The sequence below is a fragment of the Streptomyces tardus genome, from assembly GCF_018101125.2.
GTDB classification, from domain to species: Bacteria; Actinomycetota; Actinomycetes; order Streptomycetales; family Streptomycetaceae; genus Streptomyces; species Streptomyces tardus.
This window is the reverse complement of record NZ_JAELVF020000001.1, coordinates 3603855-3624387: the sequence shown is the minus strand read 5'-3', so window position 1 is coordinate 3624387 and position 20533 is coordinate 3603855. Positions and strand designations below refer to the sequence as shown.

Annotated in this window: 15 protein-coding genes and 3 pseudogenes; 12 read left to right on the top strand and 6 right to left on the bottom strand. The window is 71.5% G+C overall.

What is annotated here, in order from left to right:
• Window positions 1–12: 12 nt before the first annotated feature.
• The 9 genes and pseudogenes from JGS22_RS15480 to JGS22_RS26365 form a co-directional block, all read left to right on the top strand.
• Window positions 13–552 carry an HNH endonuclease gene (locus JGS22_RS15480; RefSeq protein ID WP_216815005.1) on the top strand — a complete coding sequence of 180 codons (540 nt, stop codon included), beginning with the start codon at window positions 13–15 and terminating at the stop codon, window positions 550–552.
• 467 nt (window positions 553–1019) lie between these two features.
• Window positions 1020–2426: a GlnX family signal transduction membrane protein gene (locus JGS22_RS15475; RefSeq protein ID WP_308405688.1), complete on the top strand. Its 1407-nt coding sequence runs from the start codon at window positions 1020–1022 to the stop codon at window positions 2424–2426.
• 11 nt (window positions 2427–2437) lie between these two features.
• Complete coding sequence (locus JGS22_RS15470) at window positions 2438–3502, top strand: glutamate ABC transporter substrate-binding protein (protein ID WP_236073167.1); 1065 nt, start codon at window positions 2438–2440, stop codon at window positions 3500–3502.
• A 142-nt stretch (window positions 3503–3644) separates the two neighbouring features.
• Window positions 3645–4934 carry a hypothetical protein gene (locus JGS22_RS15465; protein ID WP_211043173.1) on the top strand — a complete coding sequence of 430 codons (1290 nt, stop codon included), beginning with the start codon at window positions 3645–3647 and terminating at the stop codon, window positions 4932–4934.
• 5 nt (window positions 4935–4939) lie between these two features.
• Window positions 4940–7891: a tetratricopeptide repeat protein gene (locus tag JGS22_RS15460; protein ID WP_372454314.1), complete on the top strand. Its 2952-nt coding sequence runs from the start codon at window positions 4940–4942 to the stop codon at window positions 7889–7891.
• Between the two features lie 851 nt (window positions 7892–8742).
• Window positions 8743–8853: pseudogene (locus tag JGS22_RS27555) on the top strand (protein phosphatase); the annotation flags it as partial.
• A 13-nt stretch (window positions 8854–8866) separates the two neighbouring features.
• Window positions 8867–9868, top strand: a pseudogene (locus JGS22_RS15455) (PP2C family protein-serine/threonine phosphatase); the annotation flags it as partial.
• A gap of 98 nt (window positions 9869–9966) precedes the next feature.
• A complete protein-coding gene (locus JGS22_RS15450) occupies window positions 9967–11325 on the top strand; it encodes a vWA domain-containing protein (protein ID WP_211043604.1) in 1359 nt (452 codons plus the stop codon).
• A 580-nt stretch (window positions 11326–11905) separates the two neighbouring features.
• Window positions 11906–12514 (top strand): annotated as a pseudogene (locus tag JGS22_RS26365) (FHA domain-containing protein); the annotation flags it as partial.
• 57 nt (window positions 12515–12571) lie between these two features.
• Here JGS22_RS26365 and JGS22_RS15440 read toward each other — a convergent pair.
• Window positions 12572–13522 carry a methyltransferase domain-containing protein gene (locus tag JGS22_RS15440; protein ID WP_211043402.1) on the bottom strand — a complete coding sequence of 317 codons (951 nt, stop codon included), beginning with the start codon at window positions 13520–13522 and terminating at the stop codon, window positions 12572–12574.
• A 179-nt stretch (window positions 13523–13701) separates the two neighbouring features.
• Here JGS22_RS15440 and JGS22_RS15435 point away from each other — a divergent pair, with 179 nt between their 5' ends.
• Window positions 13702–14442 (top strand): ABC transporter ATP-binding protein, encoded by a 741-nt coding sequence (locus tag JGS22_RS15435; RefSeq protein ID WP_211043400.1) that lies wholly within the window; start codon window positions 13702–13704, stop codon window positions 14440–14442.
• Complete coding sequence (locus tag JGS22_RS15430) at window positions 14439–15548, top strand: ABC transporter permease (RefSeq protein ID WP_211043391.1); 1110 nt, start codon at window positions 14439–14441, stop codon at window positions 15546–15548. Before JGS22_RS15435 ends, JGS22_RS15430 begins: the two co-directional genes overlap by 4 nt.
• An 8-nt stretch (window positions 15549–15556) precedes the next feature.
• Here JGS22_RS15430 and JGS22_RS15425 read toward each other — a convergent pair whose 3' ends face one another.
• Window positions 15557–15853 (bottom strand): hypothetical protein, encoded by a 297-nt coding sequence (locus JGS22_RS15425; RefSeq protein WP_211043812.1) that lies wholly within the window; start codon window positions 15851–15853, stop codon window positions 15557–15559.
• A gap of 70 nt (window positions 15854–15923) precedes the next feature.
• Entirely contained in the window at window positions 15924–16793 is an 870-nt protein-coding gene (locus tag JGS22_RS15420; RefSeq protein ID WP_211043814.1) for an IS5 family transposase, read from the bottom strand.
• Between the two features lie 318 nt (window positions 16794–17111).
• Here JGS22_RS15420 and JGS22_RS15415 point away from each other — a divergent pair, with 318 nt between their 5' ends.
• Window positions 17112–17516 (top strand): globin, encoded by a 405-nt coding sequence (locus JGS22_RS15415; protein WP_308405687.1) that lies wholly within the window; start codon window positions 17112–17114, stop codon window positions 17514–17516.
• A 132-nt stretch (window positions 17517–17648) separates the two neighbouring features.
• On the opposite strand, the gene JGS22_RS15410 is transcribed toward JGS22_RS15415, so the two are convergent.
• The 3 genes from JGS22_RS15410 to ettA all read right to left on the bottom strand — a co-directional run bounded on the left by JGS22_RS15410 (window position 17649) and on the right by ettA (window position 20512).
• The gene (locus JGS22_RS15410; RefSeq protein WP_211042601.1) at window positions 17649–18353 is read right to left on the bottom strand and encodes a DUF8185 domain-containing protein; all 705 of its coding nucleotides are present in this window, start codon (window positions 18351–18353) and stop codon (window positions 17649–17651) included.
• On the bottom strand, window positions 18313–18750 hold the full coding sequence (locus tag JGS22_RS15405) for an acyl-CoA thioesterase (RefSeq protein WP_211042600.1): 438 nt from the start codon (window positions 18748–18750) through the stop codon (window positions 18313–18315). Before JGS22_RS15405 ends, JGS22_RS15410 begins: the two co-directional genes overlap by 41 nt.
• Window positions 18751–18847: 97 nt before the next feature.
• On the bottom strand, window positions 18848–20512 hold the full coding sequence (ettA, locus tag JGS22_RS15400) for an energy-dependent translational throttle protein EttA (RefSeq protein ID WP_211042599.1): 1665 nt from the start codon (window positions 20510–20512) through the stop codon (window positions 18848–18850).
• Between the last annotated feature and the right edge of the window lie 21 nt (window positions 20513–20533).

The following is a 20533-nucleotide window of genomic DNA, read 5'->3' as shown; positions in this document are numbered from 1 at the left end:
CAAGGAGGCACCGTGCCGCATGTCCTGGTCCTCAACGCGTCGTACGAGCCGCTCGGCATCGTACCGCTCCGTCGCGCGCTCATCCTCATCCTCAACGACAAGGCGATCAGCCTGGAGGATTCGGGCGCCCTGATGCGCAGTACGAGCTGCGCCATCCCCGCACCCAGCGTGGTTCGGCTCAAGCGCTTCGTGAGGGTGCCGTTCCGCGGCCCCGTGCCACTGACCCGGCGGGCGCTGTTCGCCCGGGACGGCGGACGCTGTGCCTACTGCGGCGGGGCCGCCACCAGCGTCGACCACGTCATCCCGCGCAGCCGGGGAGGGCAGCACGCGTGGGAGAACGTCGTCGCCGCCTGCCGGGCGTGCAATCACGTCAAGGCGGACCACCACATCACCGAGCTGGGCTGGAGACTGCGCCATCAACCCGCGCAACCCGCCGGCCTGGCGTGGCGCATCATCGGTACGGGCCACCGCGACCCGCGCTGGATGCCCTACCTGAGGCCCTACGGCGCGGACGACGCCCTGGCCCGGATCGACGGCAGAACGCCTGCCTGAGACCGGGCCTTCGTCGTTCCGGGACCGGGACCGGAGCCGGGCCGCATCGTCCGCGCGCGTCACGGCCCGCGCGTCACACCCCGCGCGTCACGGCCCGGCGCGACACCGCGCCCCGCCCGCCCCGCCCCGCGGCCCCGGCGGGGGCAGGCCGCCGACGGAGCACGGCGTACGCCGCTGCGCGCCCGGCGGACGCACTTCCGCGCACGCCGCTGACGATCCGTCGGGGAACCGTCCGCCGTCACCCGGGCGTCATCCCGCACGACAGTCGAACTCCCGCCCGCGCGCGGCGACTTCGCGCCCGCCGGGGCGTGATCGTGTTCGGAGCGGAATTCCCGGCCGGGGGCAGTGTGATCGAGCACCCGGCACGCCATACTGCTGACAGGGGTTCGCTCCAACTGCCGGACGAACAGCGGGAGTCAGCACGTAACCGAACATCGCGGGCGACGAGGGCGACAAGGGGGAGGGCCGTGTCGGTCACCGAACAACAGGCCGTGGCACCGTCGACGACGACGGGCGCAGCCGGAGTCGTCGCACATTCGGAGCCCGAGGCGCGGCCTCCCCGCCGTTCGGACGCGGCCGAAGCCGTCGCCCGACTCCGCGCCGCCTTCCACATCGAGCCCGGCAGGCTGCGGCTGCTCGGGGCAGCGGCGGTGGCCGCGCTCCTCGTGTTCGGTCTGCTGGCGTCCTGGCAGATGTCCGAACGCCGGGACAGCACCAGCGCGGTGATCGACGGAAGCCAACCGCTGAGCATGCACGCCGCGCAGATCTACCGCTCGCTGGCGGACGCCAACACCACTGCCGCCAGCGGCTTCCTCACCGGAGGAAACGAGAACCAGAAGATACGGGACCGGTACGACCAGCAGATCGGGCTCGCCTCCGAATCCCTCTCCGATGCCGCGGCCAACGGCAGAGCCTCCGACAGAGCAAGGGCCAAGCTCAGCGAGCTCACCGAGCAACTCCCGGTCTACACCGGTCTGGTGGAGACCGCGCGCGCCAACAACCGGCAGGGTCTGCCGGTCGGCGGCGCGTATCTGCGGCACGCCGACGAGATGATGCGCGAAGATCTGCTGCCCACGGCCGAAAAGCTCTACGACGCACAGTCCGAGCAGCTCAACGAGGAGCACGAGAGCGCCCGGTCGCTTCCGTGGCTCGCCCTGCTGTGGGGCGTCGCGGTCCTGGCGCTGCTGGTGTGGTTGCAGCGACGCCACTTCCTGCGCACCAACCGCGTCTTCAACCGCGGTCTGGTCGCCGCGACCTGTGCCGCCGCACTGCTGCTGGTCTGGGTGCTGGGCAGCGGGCTGCTGGCGCAGCACCACCTCGACGAGGCCAACAGAAACGGCACCCTCTCGCTGGACAGGCTCAACTCGGCGCTGGTGGCCGCGCTGAAGGCGCGCGGCAACGAGGGCATGGCGCTGGTCTCGCGAGGCGCCGGCGACCAGTACACGAGCGAGTACGAGAAGAACATGAAGGACCTGGCCGGCAGCAGCCCCGAGGACGGCGACGGCGGACTGCTGCGCGAGGCGGAGCAGTTGGCGGACGACGAGGCGGGCAGGGAGCCGGTCAGGTCCGCGCTGCGGAACGCGGGTTTCTGGCACTACCGCAACGGAGAGGTACGGAAACGGGAGGCCGGCGGTGAGTACAGCCAGGCGGTCGCCATGGTCATAGGTTCACGCGGTACGACGGGTGAGACCTTCGACAAGGTCAACGGTGGTCTGAGCAGGGCGATCAAGCACGAGCAGACGCAGTTCACCACCGCCGCGGAGCGGGGCAGAAACGCCCTGGACTCGCTGCCGGTGGGCGCGGTGGTGCTGGTGCTGGTGGGCGCCGCAGGGGCGGTCGCCGGCATCGGCCGCAGGCTGGCCGAGTACCGGTGACAGGGGCGGACATGACAGACAGACGACGGTTCGGCGGCACCGACCCCGATTCCTCCGTGCGGACACGCAGGCTCGACCGGGGCTTCCTCGCCACGGCCGCGGCGGCACTGACCATGGTGCTGGCCGTGCTGCTGCACCCGGTCTGGACCCCCGCTCCCGGTGGCGGTACGGCTGAGGCACGCCAGGAGGAGACGACCGCCCAGCCGGTGCGGCCGGCCGCACCCGAGCGGCGCCCCACCGCACCCGAGCGGGAGAAGGAGTGCAAGGACGGCAGCGACCCGGCGGCCAGCCTCAAGCCGGCCACCGCGACTGGCGAGGCCGTGCGCCGTATCGACAAGCGCGGCTTTCTGAAGGTCGGCGTCGACCAGAACAGCTACAACTGGAGCCACCGGGACCCCCAGAGCGGTGAGCTGGTGGGCTTCGACATCGATCTGGTCAATGCCATCGCCGAGGATCTGCTGGGGCCCTCCGCCCGGATCGTGTACAAGGCGATCTCGACCAACCAGCGCGCCGAGGCCCTGGCGGACAACAGCGTCGACCTGGTCGTGCGCACCATGACGATCCTGTGCGAACACCTCGACAAGAAGGTCGCGTTCTCCACCGCCTATTTCGAGGCCGGCCAGCAGCTTCTGGTGCCCCAACGCTCCCGCATCACCGGGCTCGACTCCTCGGCCAAGGGCAAGAAGCTCTGCACGGCCAGCTCGTCCACCGGCGACAAGGAGCTCGGACGTGGTTTCCACGGCGCCAGGACAGTCCGGGTGGCCAACCAGCTCGACTGCCTGGTGCTGCTGCAACTCGGCCGGGTGGACGGTGTGGTGACCGACAACGCGCTCGCCGCGGGCCAGGCCGCACAGGACCCGTCGGTCGGGCTGGTCGGCGAACCGCTCACCTCCGAGTTGTACGGGGTGGCGATGAGCCAGGAGGACGAGGACCTGGTGCGCCGCGTCAACCACGTGTTGGAGGAGTTCCGCGAGGGAGGTGAGTCAAGCCAGTGGCAGAAGTCCTACCGCGAGTGGCTCGACGAGGTACTGGACGGCGAGTCGGCCACACCGCCGAAACCGCTCTACCGGGACTGAACACCCCCGCCGCACAGCCTCGTTGACTCTTCGGGGCCGCGAAGCCCTCCTGCGACGTGGCCCGCGACGAGGGCCCGTGCCCAGCAGCACCAGCAGCACCAGCAGCCAGTGACCGCAGCCCGTACGAGCAGTGAGGTGATCGATGGGGTCCCCAGGACCCGCCGGCCCGGTGATGAACCGGGAGGAGGTGGACAGGACGCTCGCCCGTCTCGGTGCGGAGTGGGAGGCGATCGAGTCGTCCCTGTACTCCCTCCAGGACCACGCGGGGCGTCGGCTGCTGGAGGGCGCCGAGCTGAACGGCACCACCAGACACCGCTGGGCGACCGCCGAACACACGATCTCGCTGCTGTGGACGCAGTTCGAGACGTACGGCCGGGCACTGACCGCCGCCAGGGCGATCCGCGGCAGACGGCGCTGGCCCAACCGCGAGGAACTCCTCGAACTCACCGCGCTGCTCCGCGGCGAGGGCCTGACGGTCGGTGCCGGTGCGGCCTCCAGCGGCAGGCTCGCCGAGCAGGTCAGCCTGGACCGGCTGGTGGAGCGGATGAACACCGGGTACGCCCGGGCCCTGGACGTCGTCGCCGCGGCGGACTCGGTGTGGTCGGCGCTGCCGGCCCGGATCGATCTGCTCGCCGCCGAGCTGCGCCGGGTGCACTCGCTCGCCGGCTCGGTCGGCGTGCGCGCGGGCGAGCATCCGGCCGGTGACGAGCTGGAGCAGATCACCGACGAACTCGTCGCGCTGCGCCGGGAGGTGGTCACCGACCCCCTGGACTTCTGGCTGCCGACCCAGGGCAGCAGCACACCCGGCAGTGGCCGTCCCGACACCGGGCGCTACGACCGCGCCGCCCGCGCCCTGGAGGACGTGCGCCGCGAGGTCGACGCCGTGCTGGCGGTGCGTCAGGACGCGGACGAGCGGCTGCACGGGGTGCGCGACACCCTCTCGCGGGCGGACCGGACGCTGGCCGAGGCACGTACGGCGCGCGGCGAGGTGCTGGCGAAGATCGCGGCCTTCGAGGTGCCCGCGGTCAGCGGTCCCTCCACCGTGCTGCACGAGGAGCTCGCCACCGCGGCGGAGTACCGCAGGGCGGGCCGCTGGCACCGGCTGTCGCCGTTGCTCGACGGGCTCGAGGACCGCGCGGAGGAGGAGCTGTACCGGGCCCGTGCCGCGCTCTCGGACGTCACCGCGCCACTGGCAGTGCGAGCGGAGCTGCGCGGCAGGCTGGACGCGTACCAGGCGAAGGTCTCCCAACTCGGCCTGGAGGAGGAGCCGATGCTCATCGAACCGTACGACGCGGCGCGGCGGATGCTGTGGAGCGCACCCTGCGATCTGCGGGCGGCGGAGGCCGCGGTGACCCGGTTCCAGCGGGCGGCGGCGGAGGCGGTCGCGGCGAGCTCGGGCGCGGGTACCGCAGCCGGGGAGGCGGGCCGATGAGCTCACTGTCGACGGGCTGCCAGCAATCCCACTGCGAGGGCTCCTACGAGGACTTCGGGGACGACGAGCAGTACTGCGACGTCTGCGGGTTCCCACCCCCGGTCTCCGGGCTCGGCGCGCTCGGCTCGCCCGCGACCGGAGTGGTGGCGGAGGGGGCCGGTACCGGCAGGACCGGCTCGTCGGCGTCGACGGGGACGGGACCCGGGTCCTCCTCGCACCGTTCGGTCTCCGGACGGCTGTCGGGCTCGTCGAGCGGCGCGGGCTCCGTACCGGCCGTCTCGGTGCGCGGCTCCCGCAGCACCACCGACGGCTCGTCCTCGGCGCGCAAACGGTTGGGCGCGGGGCTGGTGACCGTGCCGGAAGTGCCGGCCCCCGTCCCGACGACGGAGGTGATGGCCGACCCCGAGGTGCCCGAGCGCAAGCGCTTCTGCAGCAACGGCGAGTGCGGCAGCTCGGTGGGCCGGTCGCGCAAGGGCCGCCCGGGGCGTACCGAGGGCTTCTGCACCAAGTGCGGCCAGCCGTACTCCTTCACCCCCAAACTGAACCGCGGCGATGTGATCAACGGGCAGTACGAGATCGCCGGTTGTCTTGCGCACGGCGGTCTCGGCTGGATCTATCTGGCCATCGACCGCCCGCTGAACGGCCGCTGGGTCGTGCTCAAGGGCCTGCTGGACACCGCCGACCAGGACGCCATGGCGGTCGCGATCTCCGAACGCCACTTCCTCTCGGAGATCGAGCACTCCAGCATCGTGCGGGTGTACAACTTCGTGGAGCACCACGATCCGCGCACCGGCAGCGTCGACGGCTACATCGTCATGGAGTACATCGGCGGCAAGTCCCTCAAGCAGCTCGCCAACGAACGTCTCACCCCCGAGGGTCGCCGGGAGCCGCTGCCGGTGGAGCAGGCCTGCGCCTACGGCATCGACGCGCTGGAGGCGCTCGGCTATCTGCACAGCCGCGGACTGCTCTACTGCGACTTCAAGGTCGACAACGCGATCCAGCAGAACCACCAGCTCAAGCTGATCGACATGGGCGCGGTCCGGCGGACGGGCGACGACGACAGCGCGATATACGGCACCGTCGGCTACCAGGCCCCCGAGGTCGCCGAGCAAGGCGCCTCGGTCGCCTCCGACCTCTACACCGTCGCGCGCACCCTGGCCGTGCTGACCTTCGACTTCCAGGGCTTCACCACGGTCTACCGCGACAGCCTGCCGCCGCCGGAGAGCATCGGCATCTTCCAGCGGTACGAGTCGTTCTACCGTCTGCTGGCGCGTGCCACCGACCCCGACCCCGGGCGGCGGTTCGCCTCCGCCGAGGAGATGGCCGACCAGCTGACCGGGGTGCTGCGCGAGGTCGTGGCCCTCCAGACCGGCAAGCCCAGGCCCGCCGCCTCCCGGCTCTTCGGCCCCGAGACCCGCCTGGTGGACACCGACTTGCTCAGCCCGCCCCGCGGCGACGCCTCGACGCTGGGCTCCCGGGTGCAGCGCTCCCGGCGACGGTTCGGCTGGCGGCGGGCCGACCGCCCGGAGCTGGCACCGACGCCGGCGGCCCAGTCGCCGGGCGCCGCCGCCTCCGCGGAGCTGCCCGCCGGCGCGTCCCCGCGGGCCGAGGCGACCGGCTCGCTCCCGCAGTCGGCCGAGCGGCAGGCGATCCCGTCCGGTGGTGTGCCGGCCCAGTCCTCCGAGCAGGCGGCGGCAACGGGGGTCCCGGTCTCCGGGCGCCCGGCCGAGCATCCCGGCGGGGGCGGCGGCGAGCAGCTGCAGCCGGTGGGCGAGAAGGCGCTCGCGCCGTCCGAACACCCGCCCGGCGCACCGGACTTCGCCGCGTCCGAGCCCGCACCAGAGCCCGCACCCGAGTCACCCGCGCCCGAGTCCGCCGATCCGACGACCGCCGACGATCCGGCGACGTACTCCTACGGCCAGACCCCGGCCCACGTACGCCTCCCCCACCAGCTGCGCGCCTCCTCGCCCGTCGCGCGGGAGCCGGTCGCGGGCGCGCCGCCCCTGGTCCCGCTGCGCATCCGCGCCACCGCTCTCGCGCTGCCGGTGCCCCGTATCGACATGCGGGACCCCAGCGCCACCTTTGTGCTGGGGCTGCTGAACGCCGAACCGCACGACGTGCTCCCGGCGTTGGAGGAGGTCCCGGTCGACTCGCTGGAGGTGCAGCTGCGCCGGCTGCGGGCCCGGCTCGAACTCGCCGACCGGGACCCGGAGTCCGCCGCCGCGGTGAACGAGATCGTGGCCGATCTGGAGAGCGAGCACGGGGAGGACTGGCGGGTCGTGTGGTACCGCGGTCTGGTCGCCCTGACCAAGGGCGACCGGGACACTTCCGCGCACTCCTTCGACGCGGTCTACGACGCGTTCCCCGGCGAGCCGGCGCCCAAGCTCGCGCTCGCGGTCTGCGCCGAGATGCTCGGCCAGCTCGACAACGCCGCCGAGTACTACCGTCTGGTGTGGTCCGCCAACCGCAACTACGTGAGCAGCGCGTTCGGTTGGGCGCGGGTGCTGCTGGCCTCCGGCGACCGGCAGGGGGCCGTGGCCGCTCTGGAGTCGGTGCCGCAGACCTCCATCCACTATCTTTCTGCACGGGTCGCCGCCGTGGCCGCGAGACTGCGCGAACGCGACCCGCAGGACGACCTGCTGACCGATCTGTACGCGGCGGCGGAGCAGGTCGAGGAGTTGGACGCCCTCGGTGTGGACGCGCCCCGTCGGGAGCGGCTGACGACCGAGGTGCTGGGCAGTGCGCTTGACTGGGTTCTCGCGGGGCGACACGGCGCTCCCCCGAACCCCGGCCCCGGGCAGATCCGTTCTGTGCTGGGCTGTCCGCTGGAGCAGGAGGGGTTGCGGCTCGGACTGGAGAAGTCCTGCCGCACTCTCGCCCGACTGGCGACAAGCGGTACCGAAAGGATCGAATGGGTGGAACGCGCCAACCGCTTCCGCCCCAGGACATGGGTGTGACGATGCCGCAGCTCGAACAAGTCTCCACCTGCCCCAGCTGCGCCGAGCCGTTCGAAGAGGGCGACCGCTTCTGCGGGGTCTGCGGCACCGATCTGACCGCGCCCCGCCCGGTCGCCTCCGGAACACCCGTTCCACCGACACCCGCCTCCGGGACACCCGTGCAGGCTCCGCAGCCGTCGGGGGCGCGCCCCGCGCCCGGGCCCGGCCCGCCCCAACCGGGCGTTCCCACACCGACGTTGACGGATTTCTCGGTTCCGCCGGACGCGCCGGGCACACCACCGCACCCGCCTCGCCCGAGCGCGGCCCCGGCCTCACCGCAGCAGCACCGGGCGCAGCCTCCGCATCCCGAGCAGCACCGACAGCCCGGCGGACACGGTCCGGTGGACCGGCCGGCGGAACAACACCCGCCGGACCGCGGGCAGTCCGGCGGGTACGGTCCCGCGCCCTCCGCGGCCGGCCGCGCCGGAGGGCCGGTACCGCCGCCGCCACCGCCACCGGGTGCCACTCCCCCGGCGGGCCCCGACCCGCAGGCGAAGCGCCCCCGTGAGACCGGGGGCGCGCCCCCCGCGGGACGGCCGGCCGGGCAGTTCGGCCCACCGCGCCACCGGCCTGTGGCACCGTCTGCCCCGCCTGCAACCATTCCGGAATTGTTGCAGGCGGGGCAGACGGTGCCACCGGCCGGTGGGCGTGACGCTGTGGGTGGCGGCGAAGAAGTCCTCGTTGCGGTGGTGGCGGTGGCCGCGGTCGCTGACCACGCAGACGCCGTCCAACTGCTCTTCCATGTGGTCCCGTTCGCGTGGCTGGGCATGGCCGCACCGCTCGCAGTAGCCGTCGCGGTGGATTCCGGAATCCACCGCGACGGCTACTGCGAGCGGTGCGGCCATGCCCAGCCACGCGAACGGGACCACATGGAAGAGCAGTTGGACGGCGTCTGCGTGGTCAGCGACCGCGGCCACCGCCACCGGGTGCCACTCCCCCGGCGGGCCCCGACCCGCAGGCACAGCGTCGGCCGCGTCGGCTCCCGCCGAACCCCCGCAGGGCCGGCCGGTCGCCGCTCCCACCGCGCCACCGGCCGGTGGCACCGTCTGCCCCGCCTGCAACCATTCCGGAATCCACCGCGACGGCTACTGCGAGCGGTGCGGCCATGCCCAGCCACGCGAACGGGACCACATGGAAGAGCAGTTGGACGGCGTCTGCGTGGTCAGCGACCGCGGCCACCGCCACCACCGCAACGAGGACTTCTTCGCCGCCACCCACAGCGTCACGCCCACCGGCCGGGACGCAGTCGTCGCCGTCGTCTGTGACGGCGTCTCCTCCTCGACCCGGCCCGACGAGGCGTCGGCCGCGGCGGCACGTACGGCCTGCGCCTCGCTGCGCGGCGACCTCGCGTCCGGAGCGCGGCCCGAGCAGGCCATGCACGACGCGATTCTGCGCGCCGGAGCCGCCGTCAACTCCCTCGCCGAGTCCGACCGCAACCCCGAACAGAACTCCCCGGCCTGCACCCTGGTCGGTGCCGTGGTGGTGGAGGACGTCCTCACCGTCGGCTGGGTCGGAGACAGCCGTGTCTACTGGGTCCCGGACGACCGTTCCGCGCCGGCCTCCCGGCTGACCGAGGACGACTCCTGGGCCGCGCAGATGGTGGCCGCCGGCCTCATGCCGGAGAGCGAGGCGTACGCCGACCCGCGCGCGCACGCGATCACCGGCTGGCTGGGCGCCGACGCCTACGAGGTCGAGCCGCACACCGCCTCGTTCAGCCCGGAGGGCACCGGCGTGGTCGTCGTCTGCACCGACGGGCTGTGGAACTACGCCGAGTCCGCCGCGGAGATGGCCGCCGCCGTCCCGGGCGACGCCCGTACCGCGCCGTACGCCGCCACCCGGCACCTGGTCGACTTCGCGTTGCGCAGCGGGGGCCACGACAACGTAACGGTGGCGCTCCTGCCGTTCCCGCGCCCGCGGACGCGGGCAGGATCGGCCTGACGGACCGACACTCGGGGGAAGCGCCGGACCCTTCTTCCGAACTCCGCTGCCACGGCGGCCGGTTGTACGCGTACCGAGGGGAAGAGGGACATACGCGGATGGCGAGATTCACCAAGGAGAACGTGCCGAGCTTCTCGGCCGAGGTGTACCAGAACAAGTTCCTGCCCGAGGGCGCCGAGGAGGTCAACGCGATCGTCACCGTCACCTCCACGGGAGGGGGTACGAGCGGTGGGGTTCCCCTGGTGAGCGACGCCTCCGGAGTGCACAGCGCGGGCAGGGTCAGCGCCTCGCGGGCCGCCGTGGTGATCATGGTCGACTGCTCCGGGTCCATGAACTACCCCGAGGCGAAGCTCCGCAACGCCGGGGAGGCCACCGCCGCGGCCGTCGACACCCTGCACGACGGGGTCTCCTTCGCGGTGGTCGCCGGCACCCACAAGGTCCGCGAGATCTACCCCGGGGACGGCCGACTCGCCGTCGCGGGAGAGGAGACCAGAAGCGCGGCCAAGACCGCCCTGCGCGGCCTCACCGCGGGCGGCGGCACGGCCATCAGCACCTGGCTGCGGTGCGCCGACCGGCTGCTGGCCACCAGCGAGGCGCCGATAAAACACGGCGTCCTGCTCACGGACGGGAAGAACGAGCACGAGGAGCCCGTGGAGCTGCGCACCGCGCTGGAGGAGTGCGCGGGCCGCTTCACGTGTGACGCGCGTGGAGTGGGCACCGACTGGGAGGTGCGGGAAGTCACCTCCATCGCCTCCGCGCTGCTCGGCACGGCGGACATCGTCGCCGACTCCGAGGGGCTGGCGGAGGACTTCACACGGATGATGGCGGAGGCGATGGGCAAGGAGGTCGCCGACGTCAACCTGCGTCTGTGGACTCCCCAGGGCGCCGAGATCCGGTACGTCAAGCAGGTCGCGCCCACGGTGGAGGACCTCTCCGCCCGCAGGACCGACACTGGTCCGCGCACCGGCGACTACCCGACCGGCTCCTGGGGCGACGAGTCCCGGGACTACCACGTGTGCGTACGGGTGCCCGCTGCTTCGGTGGGGCAGGAGATGCTCGCGGCCCGCATCTCCCTCACCCGCCCGCAGCCGGACGGCACTTCACCGTCCCTGGCGCAGGGGCTGATCAAGGCGGTGTGGACGGACGATGTGGCTGCCGGCACCACCCTGAACCCGCAGGTGGCTCACTACACCGGGCAGGCCGAGCTTGCCAGGGTCATCCAGCAGGGGCTGGAGCTGCGCAAGAGCGGCGACGAGGACGGAGCGACCTCCAAACTGGGCCGTGCCGTGCAGTTGGCATCGGCCTCCGGCAACGAGGACACCGCCAAGCTGCTCGCGAAGGTGGTGGACGTGGTGGACGCCGCTGCGGGTACTGTTCGGCTCAAGGCTCGGGTGACTGACGCCGACGAGATGACACTGGAAACCCGGTCGACCAAAACGGTTCGAGTGAAGAAGTAGCGGTTACGGAGGGGGCACCGGGGAGCACTGCCCGCAGTGCGGCACCCAGCGCGAGACGCAGGCGCACTTCTGCGAGGAGTGCCGGTACAACTTCCTGACCGGCCAGCCCACCCCGTACCCGACTCCGGGGCCGCCGCCCGGCGGCTATCCCCCACAGTCGGGTGCAGCGCCGCTGGACTACACCGACTCCGGCCGCACCAACCGGACCGCCGAGCGGATACCGCCGGGTACGGGCCAGGTTCCGGGCGCGGGCCAGGGCGCGGAGACGTCCTGGAACCTCGCACCGCCGAGCGCGGGTGCTCCCGCTCCGCAGTACAACCGGCAACCCCCCTCGCCGCAGCATCCGAGCCCGTCCGAGCAGTCCTACCCGCAGGGCCAGCAGCCGCCGCAGGGCCCCTACCCCGGCCAGGGCCAGCAGCCCTTCGGCGGTGGCACCGGGCACGTCCAGGGCGGCGCGCCCCAGTACCCCGGCGCACCCGAGCAGTCGTACACCCAGGGCCAGCAGCCGCCTGCGCAGCAGTACCCGCCGGAGCAGCAGCCGCAGTACGGCTACCCGCCGCAGCAGACCGGCGCTCCGCAGCAGGCGCAGCAGTTCGCGCCGCAGGCACCGCCGCCGCACCAGCACCCGCAGCACCCGCAGCACCCGCAGCAGGGCGAACAGCACGGCCGGCCCCAGCAGTTCGCGCCCCAGGGCCAGCAGCCGTACCAGCAGCCGTACGGCCAGCAGGTTCCGGGTCAGCAGGTTCCGGGTCAGCAGATGCCCGGACAGCAGCAGGGCCCGCCCGGCGCGTGGCGAGTGATCATCACGCAGGACCCGGAGTACTTCCAGGCGATGATGGAGCGCAGCGGCCCGGAGGGCGCCGGCCTCCAGATCCCGCAGCCCGGGCCCGGCCAACAGCTCCCGCTCACCGGCCACCAGATCACCATCGGCCGCCGCCGCCAGTCCACCGGCGAGGCGCCGGACATCGACCTCGGACGCGCACCCGAGGACCCGGGCGTCTCGCACCAGCACGCGCTCCTGGTCCAACAGCCGGACGGGAGCTGGGCCGTGGTGGACCAGGACTCGACCAACGGCACCACGCTCAACGGCGCCGAGGACCCGATACAGCCCTTCATCCCGGTCACGCTCCAGGAGGGCGACCGCGTACACGTGGGCGCCTGGACGACCATCACCCTCCACCGCGGCTGAACGCCCGCACCGTCGCAGCTGGTGCGCGGGCCGTACGCGCCGTGCGGGGACGGGAGTTCAGCCGTGCGGCACGTGTGCGGGAAGGGCCCAGCGATGCGGGCCCTCCGGAGTGTCCAGCCACACCCACTGCCCGCTCTCGGTGACCGTGAGGCCGAAGCGTTCCCGTCCTGGTTCGCCCTCGCGCCGCCACAGCTCGTACGCCTCGCGGGGGTCGAGGACGTCCGCGCTCAGCGTCAGCAGGAAACGGAACGCGTCCTGCGCCCGTGCCCCGGCCGGCACCCCGGCCGGCCGCCTCGGCGCCTCCCGCAACTGGTCCGCGCCGCGCAGCGGCACGAAGTAGGCCGGGGTCTCCAGGAAGCGCCCCTCGGCCCAGCCGACCGGGCGTACGCGCAGGGCGATCAGGCCGGTGGCGAGCGGCGCGAGTATCAGCCCGTCCACCGCGGACTGCGCGACCCAGGGCCAGGGCACGCGGCGCAGCGCACAGGTCGCGATCACCCGGTCGTAGGGGGCGTTGCGGGCGTGGCCCCCGGCCCCGTCGCCGGTCACGACAGTCGGCCGGTAGCCGGCCGCGGCGAGGTGGGCGCGCGCGGCCTCGGTGATCTCCGGGTCGACATCGACGGTGGTGACCCGGTCGGAGCCCAGGCGGTGCGCGAGCAGCGCGGCGTTCCAGCCGCTGCCGGTGCCGATCTCCAGCACGTTCATGCCCTCGCCCACCCGCAGAGCCTCCAACATCGCCGCCATCAGCGACGGTTGACTGCTGGAGGAGATCAACTCGCCCTCGTGCAGCCGGATCGCCAGCGGTACGTCCTCGTACGCGCCCTCCCGCCAGCGCGCCCGGGCGGCCGGGTCGGGGTCGGCGCGCGACCGCCGCTCGCCGCCACCGGCGGTGCCGATGAGGTAGTACGGCACAAAGGTCTCGCGCGGTACCGCACCGAAGGCCTCGCGCCAGTCAGGGTCCTTCAGCGCGCCCGCGGCGACCAGGGCGTCGAGCAGGGCTTGCCTTCCCATCCCTCCACTGTGATCGGTGCCGGCGGTTCCTGCGAGGGCAGGGCGAGGGACGGGCCGCACACCGGCTCGGACGGCGACTCGCACACCGGCTCGGACCGCGGTCGTGCCGGACGTCTGCTCCGATTGTCGGTCCCGGCAACGGACTCCCGCACCGAACGGATAGCCGATAGCGTCCCGGTATGACGATCAGTGCCGACGCTTTCGCGATCTCGGCCGAGAACCTCCGCAAGCGGTACGGCGACGTGCAGGCCGTCGACGGGGTGACTCTGCAGGTGAAGCGGGGCGAGTTCTACGGGATCCTCGGGCCGAACGGCGCGGGGAAGACGACCACCATGGAGATCATCGAGGGACTCCGCGAGCCCGACGAGGGCAGCGCGCACATCCTCGGGGAGTCCTCCTGGCCGCGCAACCACCGGCTGCTGCCGCGCATCGGTGTGCAGCTCCAGGCCTCCGCGTTCTTCGAGAGGCTCACCGCCAGGGAGCAGATCCGGACCTTCGGTTCGCTGTACGGCATCGGCGCGAAGGACGCGGACGCCATGCTCGACCGCTTCGGGCTGACCGAGAAGGCGGGCGTGCGCGACGATCAGCTCTCCGGCGGCCAGGCCCAACGGCTGTCCATCGCCTGCGCGTTGGTGCACGACCCTGAGGTGGTCTTCCTCGACGAGCCGACCACGGGTCTCGACCCGCAGGCCCGGCGCAACCTCTGGGACCTGCTGCGCGACCTCAACAAGGAGGGCCGCACCGTCGTGCTGACCACCCACTACATGGACGAGGCGCAGCAGTTGTGCGACCGGGTCGCGGTCATGGACCACGGCAAGGTGCTGCGGGTCGACGCTCCCGACGCGTTGATCAGCGAGCTGGGCGTGGACTCGCTGGAGGACGTGTTCCTCAGCCTGACCGGACGGGAGTTCCGCGAGTGAAGGCGTTCCTCACTCTGTCGAAGACGATGACGCTGGGCCTGCTGCGGGACCGGGCGGCTGTCTTCTTCATGTTGATCTTCCCGTTGATGTTCCTGGTGCTGTTCGGCGCCCTCTTCAAGGACACCTCCGCGCCTCAGGTGAAGGTGGTGCAGGTCGGCGATGTGGCCGTCTTCGACGACATACCCGCCGAGCAGCGCGAGCAGCTGCGCGACGTCATGGTCGTCGACAAGACCGACGGCTCGCGCGCCGCGCTGAACCAGGCGCTCGCCGATGTGCGCAAGGGCGATGCCGACGGTGTCATCTACGCACCCGAGACCGCCGGCAAGAGCGCGGGATCGGGCCCGACCGAGCAGGTCGAACTGCGAGTCTCCGGCGCCGACAGCGCCAAGGCCGGCAGCGTGCGCAGCGTTGTGGACTCCGTGCTCCAGCAGGCCAACCAGAAGGCGACCGGCCAACCGCCCGCCTACGCGCTTGCCACCGACCGGGTCGAGGACGAGTCCGTCAAACAGATCCAGTTCCTGACCCCCGGGCTGCTGGGCTGGGCGGTCGCGATGGGAGCCGTCTTCGGCACCGCGTACAACCTGGTGGCCTGGCGGAAGAAGCGCATTCTGCGGCGGCTGTGGCTGGCCCCGGTCGGCGCGGGTTCGGTGGTCAGCGCCCGGGTGGGGGTGAACCTCGGGCTCGCCCTGGTGCAGACCGCGATCTTCCTCGGAATCGCCGTACTGCCCTACTACGGGCTCAAGTTGAGCGGCGACTGGTGGTTGTGCCTGCCGCTCGTGGTCACCGGCACCCTGGCGTTCATGTCGATCGGCCTGGTGGTGGGAGCACTCGCGAAGTCCGAGGAGGCGGCGAACGGCATGGCACAGCTGATCGTGCTGCCGATGGCCTTCCTCTCCGGCTCCTTCTTCCCCCTGGACCTCGCGCCGGCCTGGGTCCGCACGCTGTCGGACTTCCTGCCGCTCAAGCACCTCTCGGACGCCATGCAGGGCGTACTGAGCCGGGGCGAGAGCTGGGGCACCGCGCTGCCGGTGATGGGCGGGCTGCTGCTGTTCGCCGCGGTGCTCACGCTGATCGCAGGCAAGCTGTTCCGCTGGGAAGCCGTCTAGGCCGTGTTTTAGAAGTCGCGGGCGGCCAGCCATTTGGTGAGGTCGCCCGCGATCCGGTCACGATGGTTCTCGATGGCGATGTCGTGCTCGCGGCAGGTGGTGTCGTGGCGGACGATCTCGAATCCGTCCTCGTCTAGGACGGAGACAGAGGCGAACCAGGCTGGCTCGTCCTCGTCGGGCTGGATGACGATGAAGGTGTTGTCGCTGTCGTTCAGATCGCTGATCAGCATGAATAGGGCATCCTCGGACGGGTCGTCGACGTGGTCGCCGTTCTCGCTGTCGGCGCAGTAGTGCCCGGCGGCCACAGGTCCTCCCCATGTGCGTGCTGATCGAACCGGTGGCCAGGATGGCACGGCCGGACGACCAGCCGATGGGTCACAGCCACTGGTGGATCGCCGCGATCTGCACGGTGGCCTCGAAGCGGACCGCCAGCTTGTCGTAACGCGTCGCCACCGCCCGGTGTTGCTTGAGCCGGCTGATCCCGCACTCGACCGCATGTCGGGCCTTGTAGTCCTCCCGATCGAAGGCCGGTGGCCTGCCGCCCACACGGCCTCGACGCTTGCGGTGGCGGATCTGATCGGCCGGCTCGGCGATGGTGCACCGGATCCCGCGTCTGCGCAGGTAGGCACGATTCGCGCGAGACGAGTACGCCTTGTCACCCCGCACCCGCAGTGGCCTGCGCCTGGGGCGCCCGCCACCGACCTTGGGCACCCCAATCGCTTCGAGGACCGGTTCGAACTGCGGGCTGTCACCCCGCTGTCCTGCCGTGACCAGCAGCGACAGCGGCTTCTGGCCCTGCTCGCAGGCCAGATGAATCTTCGTGCTGAACCCGCCCCTGGACCGTCCCAGGCCGTGATCGTCCGGCTCTTGGCCGACCCCGCCGGGCGGCTCCTTCTGCCCGACCCCGTCTCGGCGGGCACCAGCGGCGTGCTGATGAGCCCGGCAGACCGTGGAGTCGACGTTCACCTCCCACGTGACCAGCCCGGCCGCATCGGCCCGCGCCTGGAGCGAGGCCAGCAGCCGAACCCACACACCCTCGCGTTGCCACCGGCGGAAGAGCCCATACACGGTCTGCCAGGGTCCGTACTCGCCCGGCAGATCACGCCAGGGAACACCGGTCCGCACCCGCCACCGCACCCCGTCGATCAAACGCCGACGGTTCTGCGGCCGACGACCCAACCTCACCGCCGGCAACAACGGCTCCAGCACCGACCACTGCTCATCAGAAAGATCCCCTCGCCCCACACCATGATCATCACGCCGCAAGGCAAGACCCGGAGACCAGTTCTAAAACACGGCCTAGCCCCCGGGCTTCCCGTGTCCGCGCGAGCGCGTGCGGGCACGGACGGGCGGCCTACGGGCGTACGGGCAGGCACGGACGGGCGGCCTACGGGCGTACGGGCGCGCGTGGGTACGAATGCGCGGGCGCGCAGGTACGGAACGCGCGGGCAGTTGCGAGGAGCAACCGCGCTCCCCGGCCGCCCGAGCGGCGTCCCCGGGCCCGGCTCGGAGTGATCGCTCCGAGCCGGGCCCGGGGACGCGGGGATCTGCGACCATGGTGACGTGATGGAGATTCCGCGCGGCAGCTTGCAGCAGCAGACGTTCTTCGAGCAGGTCGGGGGCGAGGAGACGTTCCGTCGGCTCGTCCGGGTCTTCTACGAGGGCGTCGCCGACGACCCGTTGTTGCGGCCCATGTACCCGGAGGAGGACCTCGGCCCCGCCGAGGAGCGACTGGCGCTCTTCCTGATGCAGTACTGGGGCGGGCCTCGGACCTACAGCGACGAGCGGGGCCACCCCCGGTTGCGGATGAGGCACGCGCCGTTCACCGTCGACCAGGCTGCGCACGACGCCTGGTTGCTTCATATGCGAGCGGCCGTCGACAGTCTCGAACTGGCTCCGGAGCTTGAGCAGCAGCTGTGGAACTACATGGTCTACGCGGCCCGCTCCATGATCAACGCTCCGGGCTGAACACGCGGTTGCCCGCCGCACGGCAGGCGGTGCGGCGGGCTGTGGGCAGGGCGGATGTGGCGCGACTCTGCGGCTCTGCGGTGGGTCCGCCCGGCGGGCGGACGGGGGTTCGGTGCGGCAAGCAGTGCGCGCCTACGAACCGTGGCTGCCCGCCCCGGTCGGGGTGACCGAGAGGCTTGGACCGACCGAGGTCCGCACCGCCACCGAGCCGTAGCGGGTGCGCAGCCGCAGCCAACTCCCCGCGCTCAGCAGTGTTGTCGGGTGCTGCCCGTGCAGAAACCCCAGCGCGTGCGCGGCGTGGACGGCCCTCAGCGGCAGCTCGGTCCGCCCCAGCGGGCGCGACCAGATCTCCTCGGCCAGCTCGTCCAGGGTGCCGCGGTCGCGCTGTGTCAGCCGCTCCGCACGCTCCCGGAACTCCTTGACCGTGGCTGCCGCCACCGTGCGGACGGAGTCCGTCGGCAGCTCGCCCAGCGGCTGCCAGCCGCTCCTCGGCGGGAGCACCCCGGCCCACGAGGGGCCGGTGACCGGGGACGGTACCGTCATCGCCTCGGCGCCCTCGTCCACCGACTCCAGCAGCTCGCCCGCGGCGACCGTGCTGTCCAGCTCGGTCGGCCGCAGCAGCCGCGCGGTACGGATCGCCAGCACCTCGAAGCGCGCCGGCTTGGCGAAGACGCCCACCACACCGCTCTCGCCGGTGTCGCTGTGGCCACCGCCCGACTTCACCCGCACCGAGGCGTTCTTCTCCCAGCGCACCAGCCTCTGGAGCAGCGCCGCGAAGCCGGCTGCCTCGCCGGGGTCAGCGAACGTCAGTCGACGCACGGTTGTTGAAGCTGTCATCGACGTACGCCTCCAGGAATGTGCGCTCCTCGTCGGTGAGCCGACGGGGGCGGGCGGCCTCCAGGTCGTAGGGCACCACGACGGTCTTGGCCCGGACGTACAGGACGTCGGGGTCCTTGATCTCGTACGCGAGCGTCGCCGAGGCGTAGCCCAGCTTGTCGACCCAGGTCTCGATGGTGACCGGCTCGTGCCGGTGGACCAGCGGCCGGAGGTAGTCCACCTCGTGGCGGGCCACGACCGAACCCCCGGTGAAGGCACCGGAGTCGGCACGACGCGCGAGCCGGAACATCAGGTCGATCCGCGCCTCCTCCAGATACCGCATGAAGACGACGTTGTTGATGTGCCCGAAGGCGTCCATGTCCGACCAGCGCATCGGACACTCGTAGAGGTGGCGCATGGATTCCCCGTCCCGGTTCCGGGGCCCGTCACAGAACGGCGGCCCCTTGGCGCCGGTCGCCGGGAGAGACACGTCTCCCGGCGACCGGCCCGCGCGCTCAGCCGCGGGTGAGCTTCTTGTACGTGGCGCGGTGCGGGCGGGAGGCGTCCGCACCCAGACGCTCGATCTTGTTCTTCTCGTAGCTCTCGAAGTTGCCCTCGAACCAGAACCACTTGCTCTCGCCCTCGTAGGCGAGGATGTGCGTCGCGACGCGGTCCAGGAACCAGCGGTCGTGGGAGACGACCACGGCGCAGCCGGGGAAGTCGAGCAGGGCGTTCTCCAGGGAGGAGAGCGTCTCCACGTCCAGGTCGTTGGTCGGCTCGTCCAGGAGCAGGAGGTTGCCGCCCTGCTTGAGGGTGAGCGCCAGGTTCAGGCGGTTGCGCTCACCGCCGGAGAGCACACCGGCCGGCTTCTGCTGGTCCGGGCCCTTGAAGCCGAAGGCGCTGACGTAGGCCCGCGAAGGCATCTCGACCTGGCCCACGTTGATGTAGTCCAGCTCGTCCGAGACGACCGCCCACAGCGTCTTCTTCGGGTCGATGTTGGCGCGGGACTGGTCGACGTAGGAGATCTTGACGGTGTCGCCGACCTTGATCTTCCCGCCGTCCGGCTCCTCCAGTCCCTGGATCATCTTGAACAGCGTGGTCTTGCCGGCGCCGTTGGGGCCGATGATGCCCACGATGCCGTTGCGCGGCAGAGTGAAGGACAGGTCGTCGATCAGCACCTTCTCGCCGAACGCCTTGGAGAGGTTCTCCACCTCGACCACGACGCTGCCCAGACGCGGGCCCGGCGGAATCTGGATCTCCTCGAAGTCCAGCTTCCGCATCTTCTCGGCCTCGGCCGCCATCTCCTCGTAACGGGCGAGCCTCGCCTTGGACTTGGCCTGCCGGCCCTTGGCGCTGGAGCGGACCCACTCCAGCTCGTCCTTGAGCCGCTTGGCGCGCTTGGCGTCCTTCTGGCCCTCGACCTTGAGCCGGGCCTGCTTGGTCTCCAGGTACTTGGAGTAGTTGCCCTCGTAGCCGTGGGCGCGACCGCGGTCGAGCTCCATGATCCATTCGGCGACGTTGTCCAGGAAGTACCTGTCGTGGGTGATGGCCACGACGGTGCCCTCGTACTTGGCCAGGTGCTGCTCCAGCCACTGCACCGACTCGGCGTCGAGGTGGTTGGTGGGCTCGTCGAGCAGCAGCAGGTCAGGGGCCTCGAGCAGCAGCTTGCAGAGCGCGACACGGCGCTTCTCACCGCCGGAGAGGTTCACCACCGGCCAGTCGCCGGGCGGGCAGCCGAGGGCGTCCATCGCCTGCTCGAGCTGCGCCTCCAGGTCCCAGGCGTTCGCGTGGTCGAGCTCCTCCTGGAGCTTGCCCATCTCCTCCATCAGGGCGTCGGTGTACTCGGTCGCCATCTGCTCGGCGATCTCGTTGAACCGGTCGACCTTGCTCTTGATCTCCCTGACGCCGTCCTCGACGTTCTCCAGGACCGTCTTGGACTCGTCCAGCGGCGGCTCCTGGAGGAGGATGCCGACCGAGTAACCGGGGCTGAGGAACGCGTCGCCGTTGGAAGGCTGCTCGATGCCGGCCATGATTTTCAGAACGGTCGACTTGCCGGCGCCGTTCGGCCCGACCACGCCGATCTTCGCACCAGGCAGGAGGCTGAAGGAGGCGTCGTCAAGGATGACCTTGTCGCCGTGCGCCTTGCGCGCCTTGCGCATGGTGTAGATGTACTCAGCCAAGAGAAACCGTCCGGCAGTGTG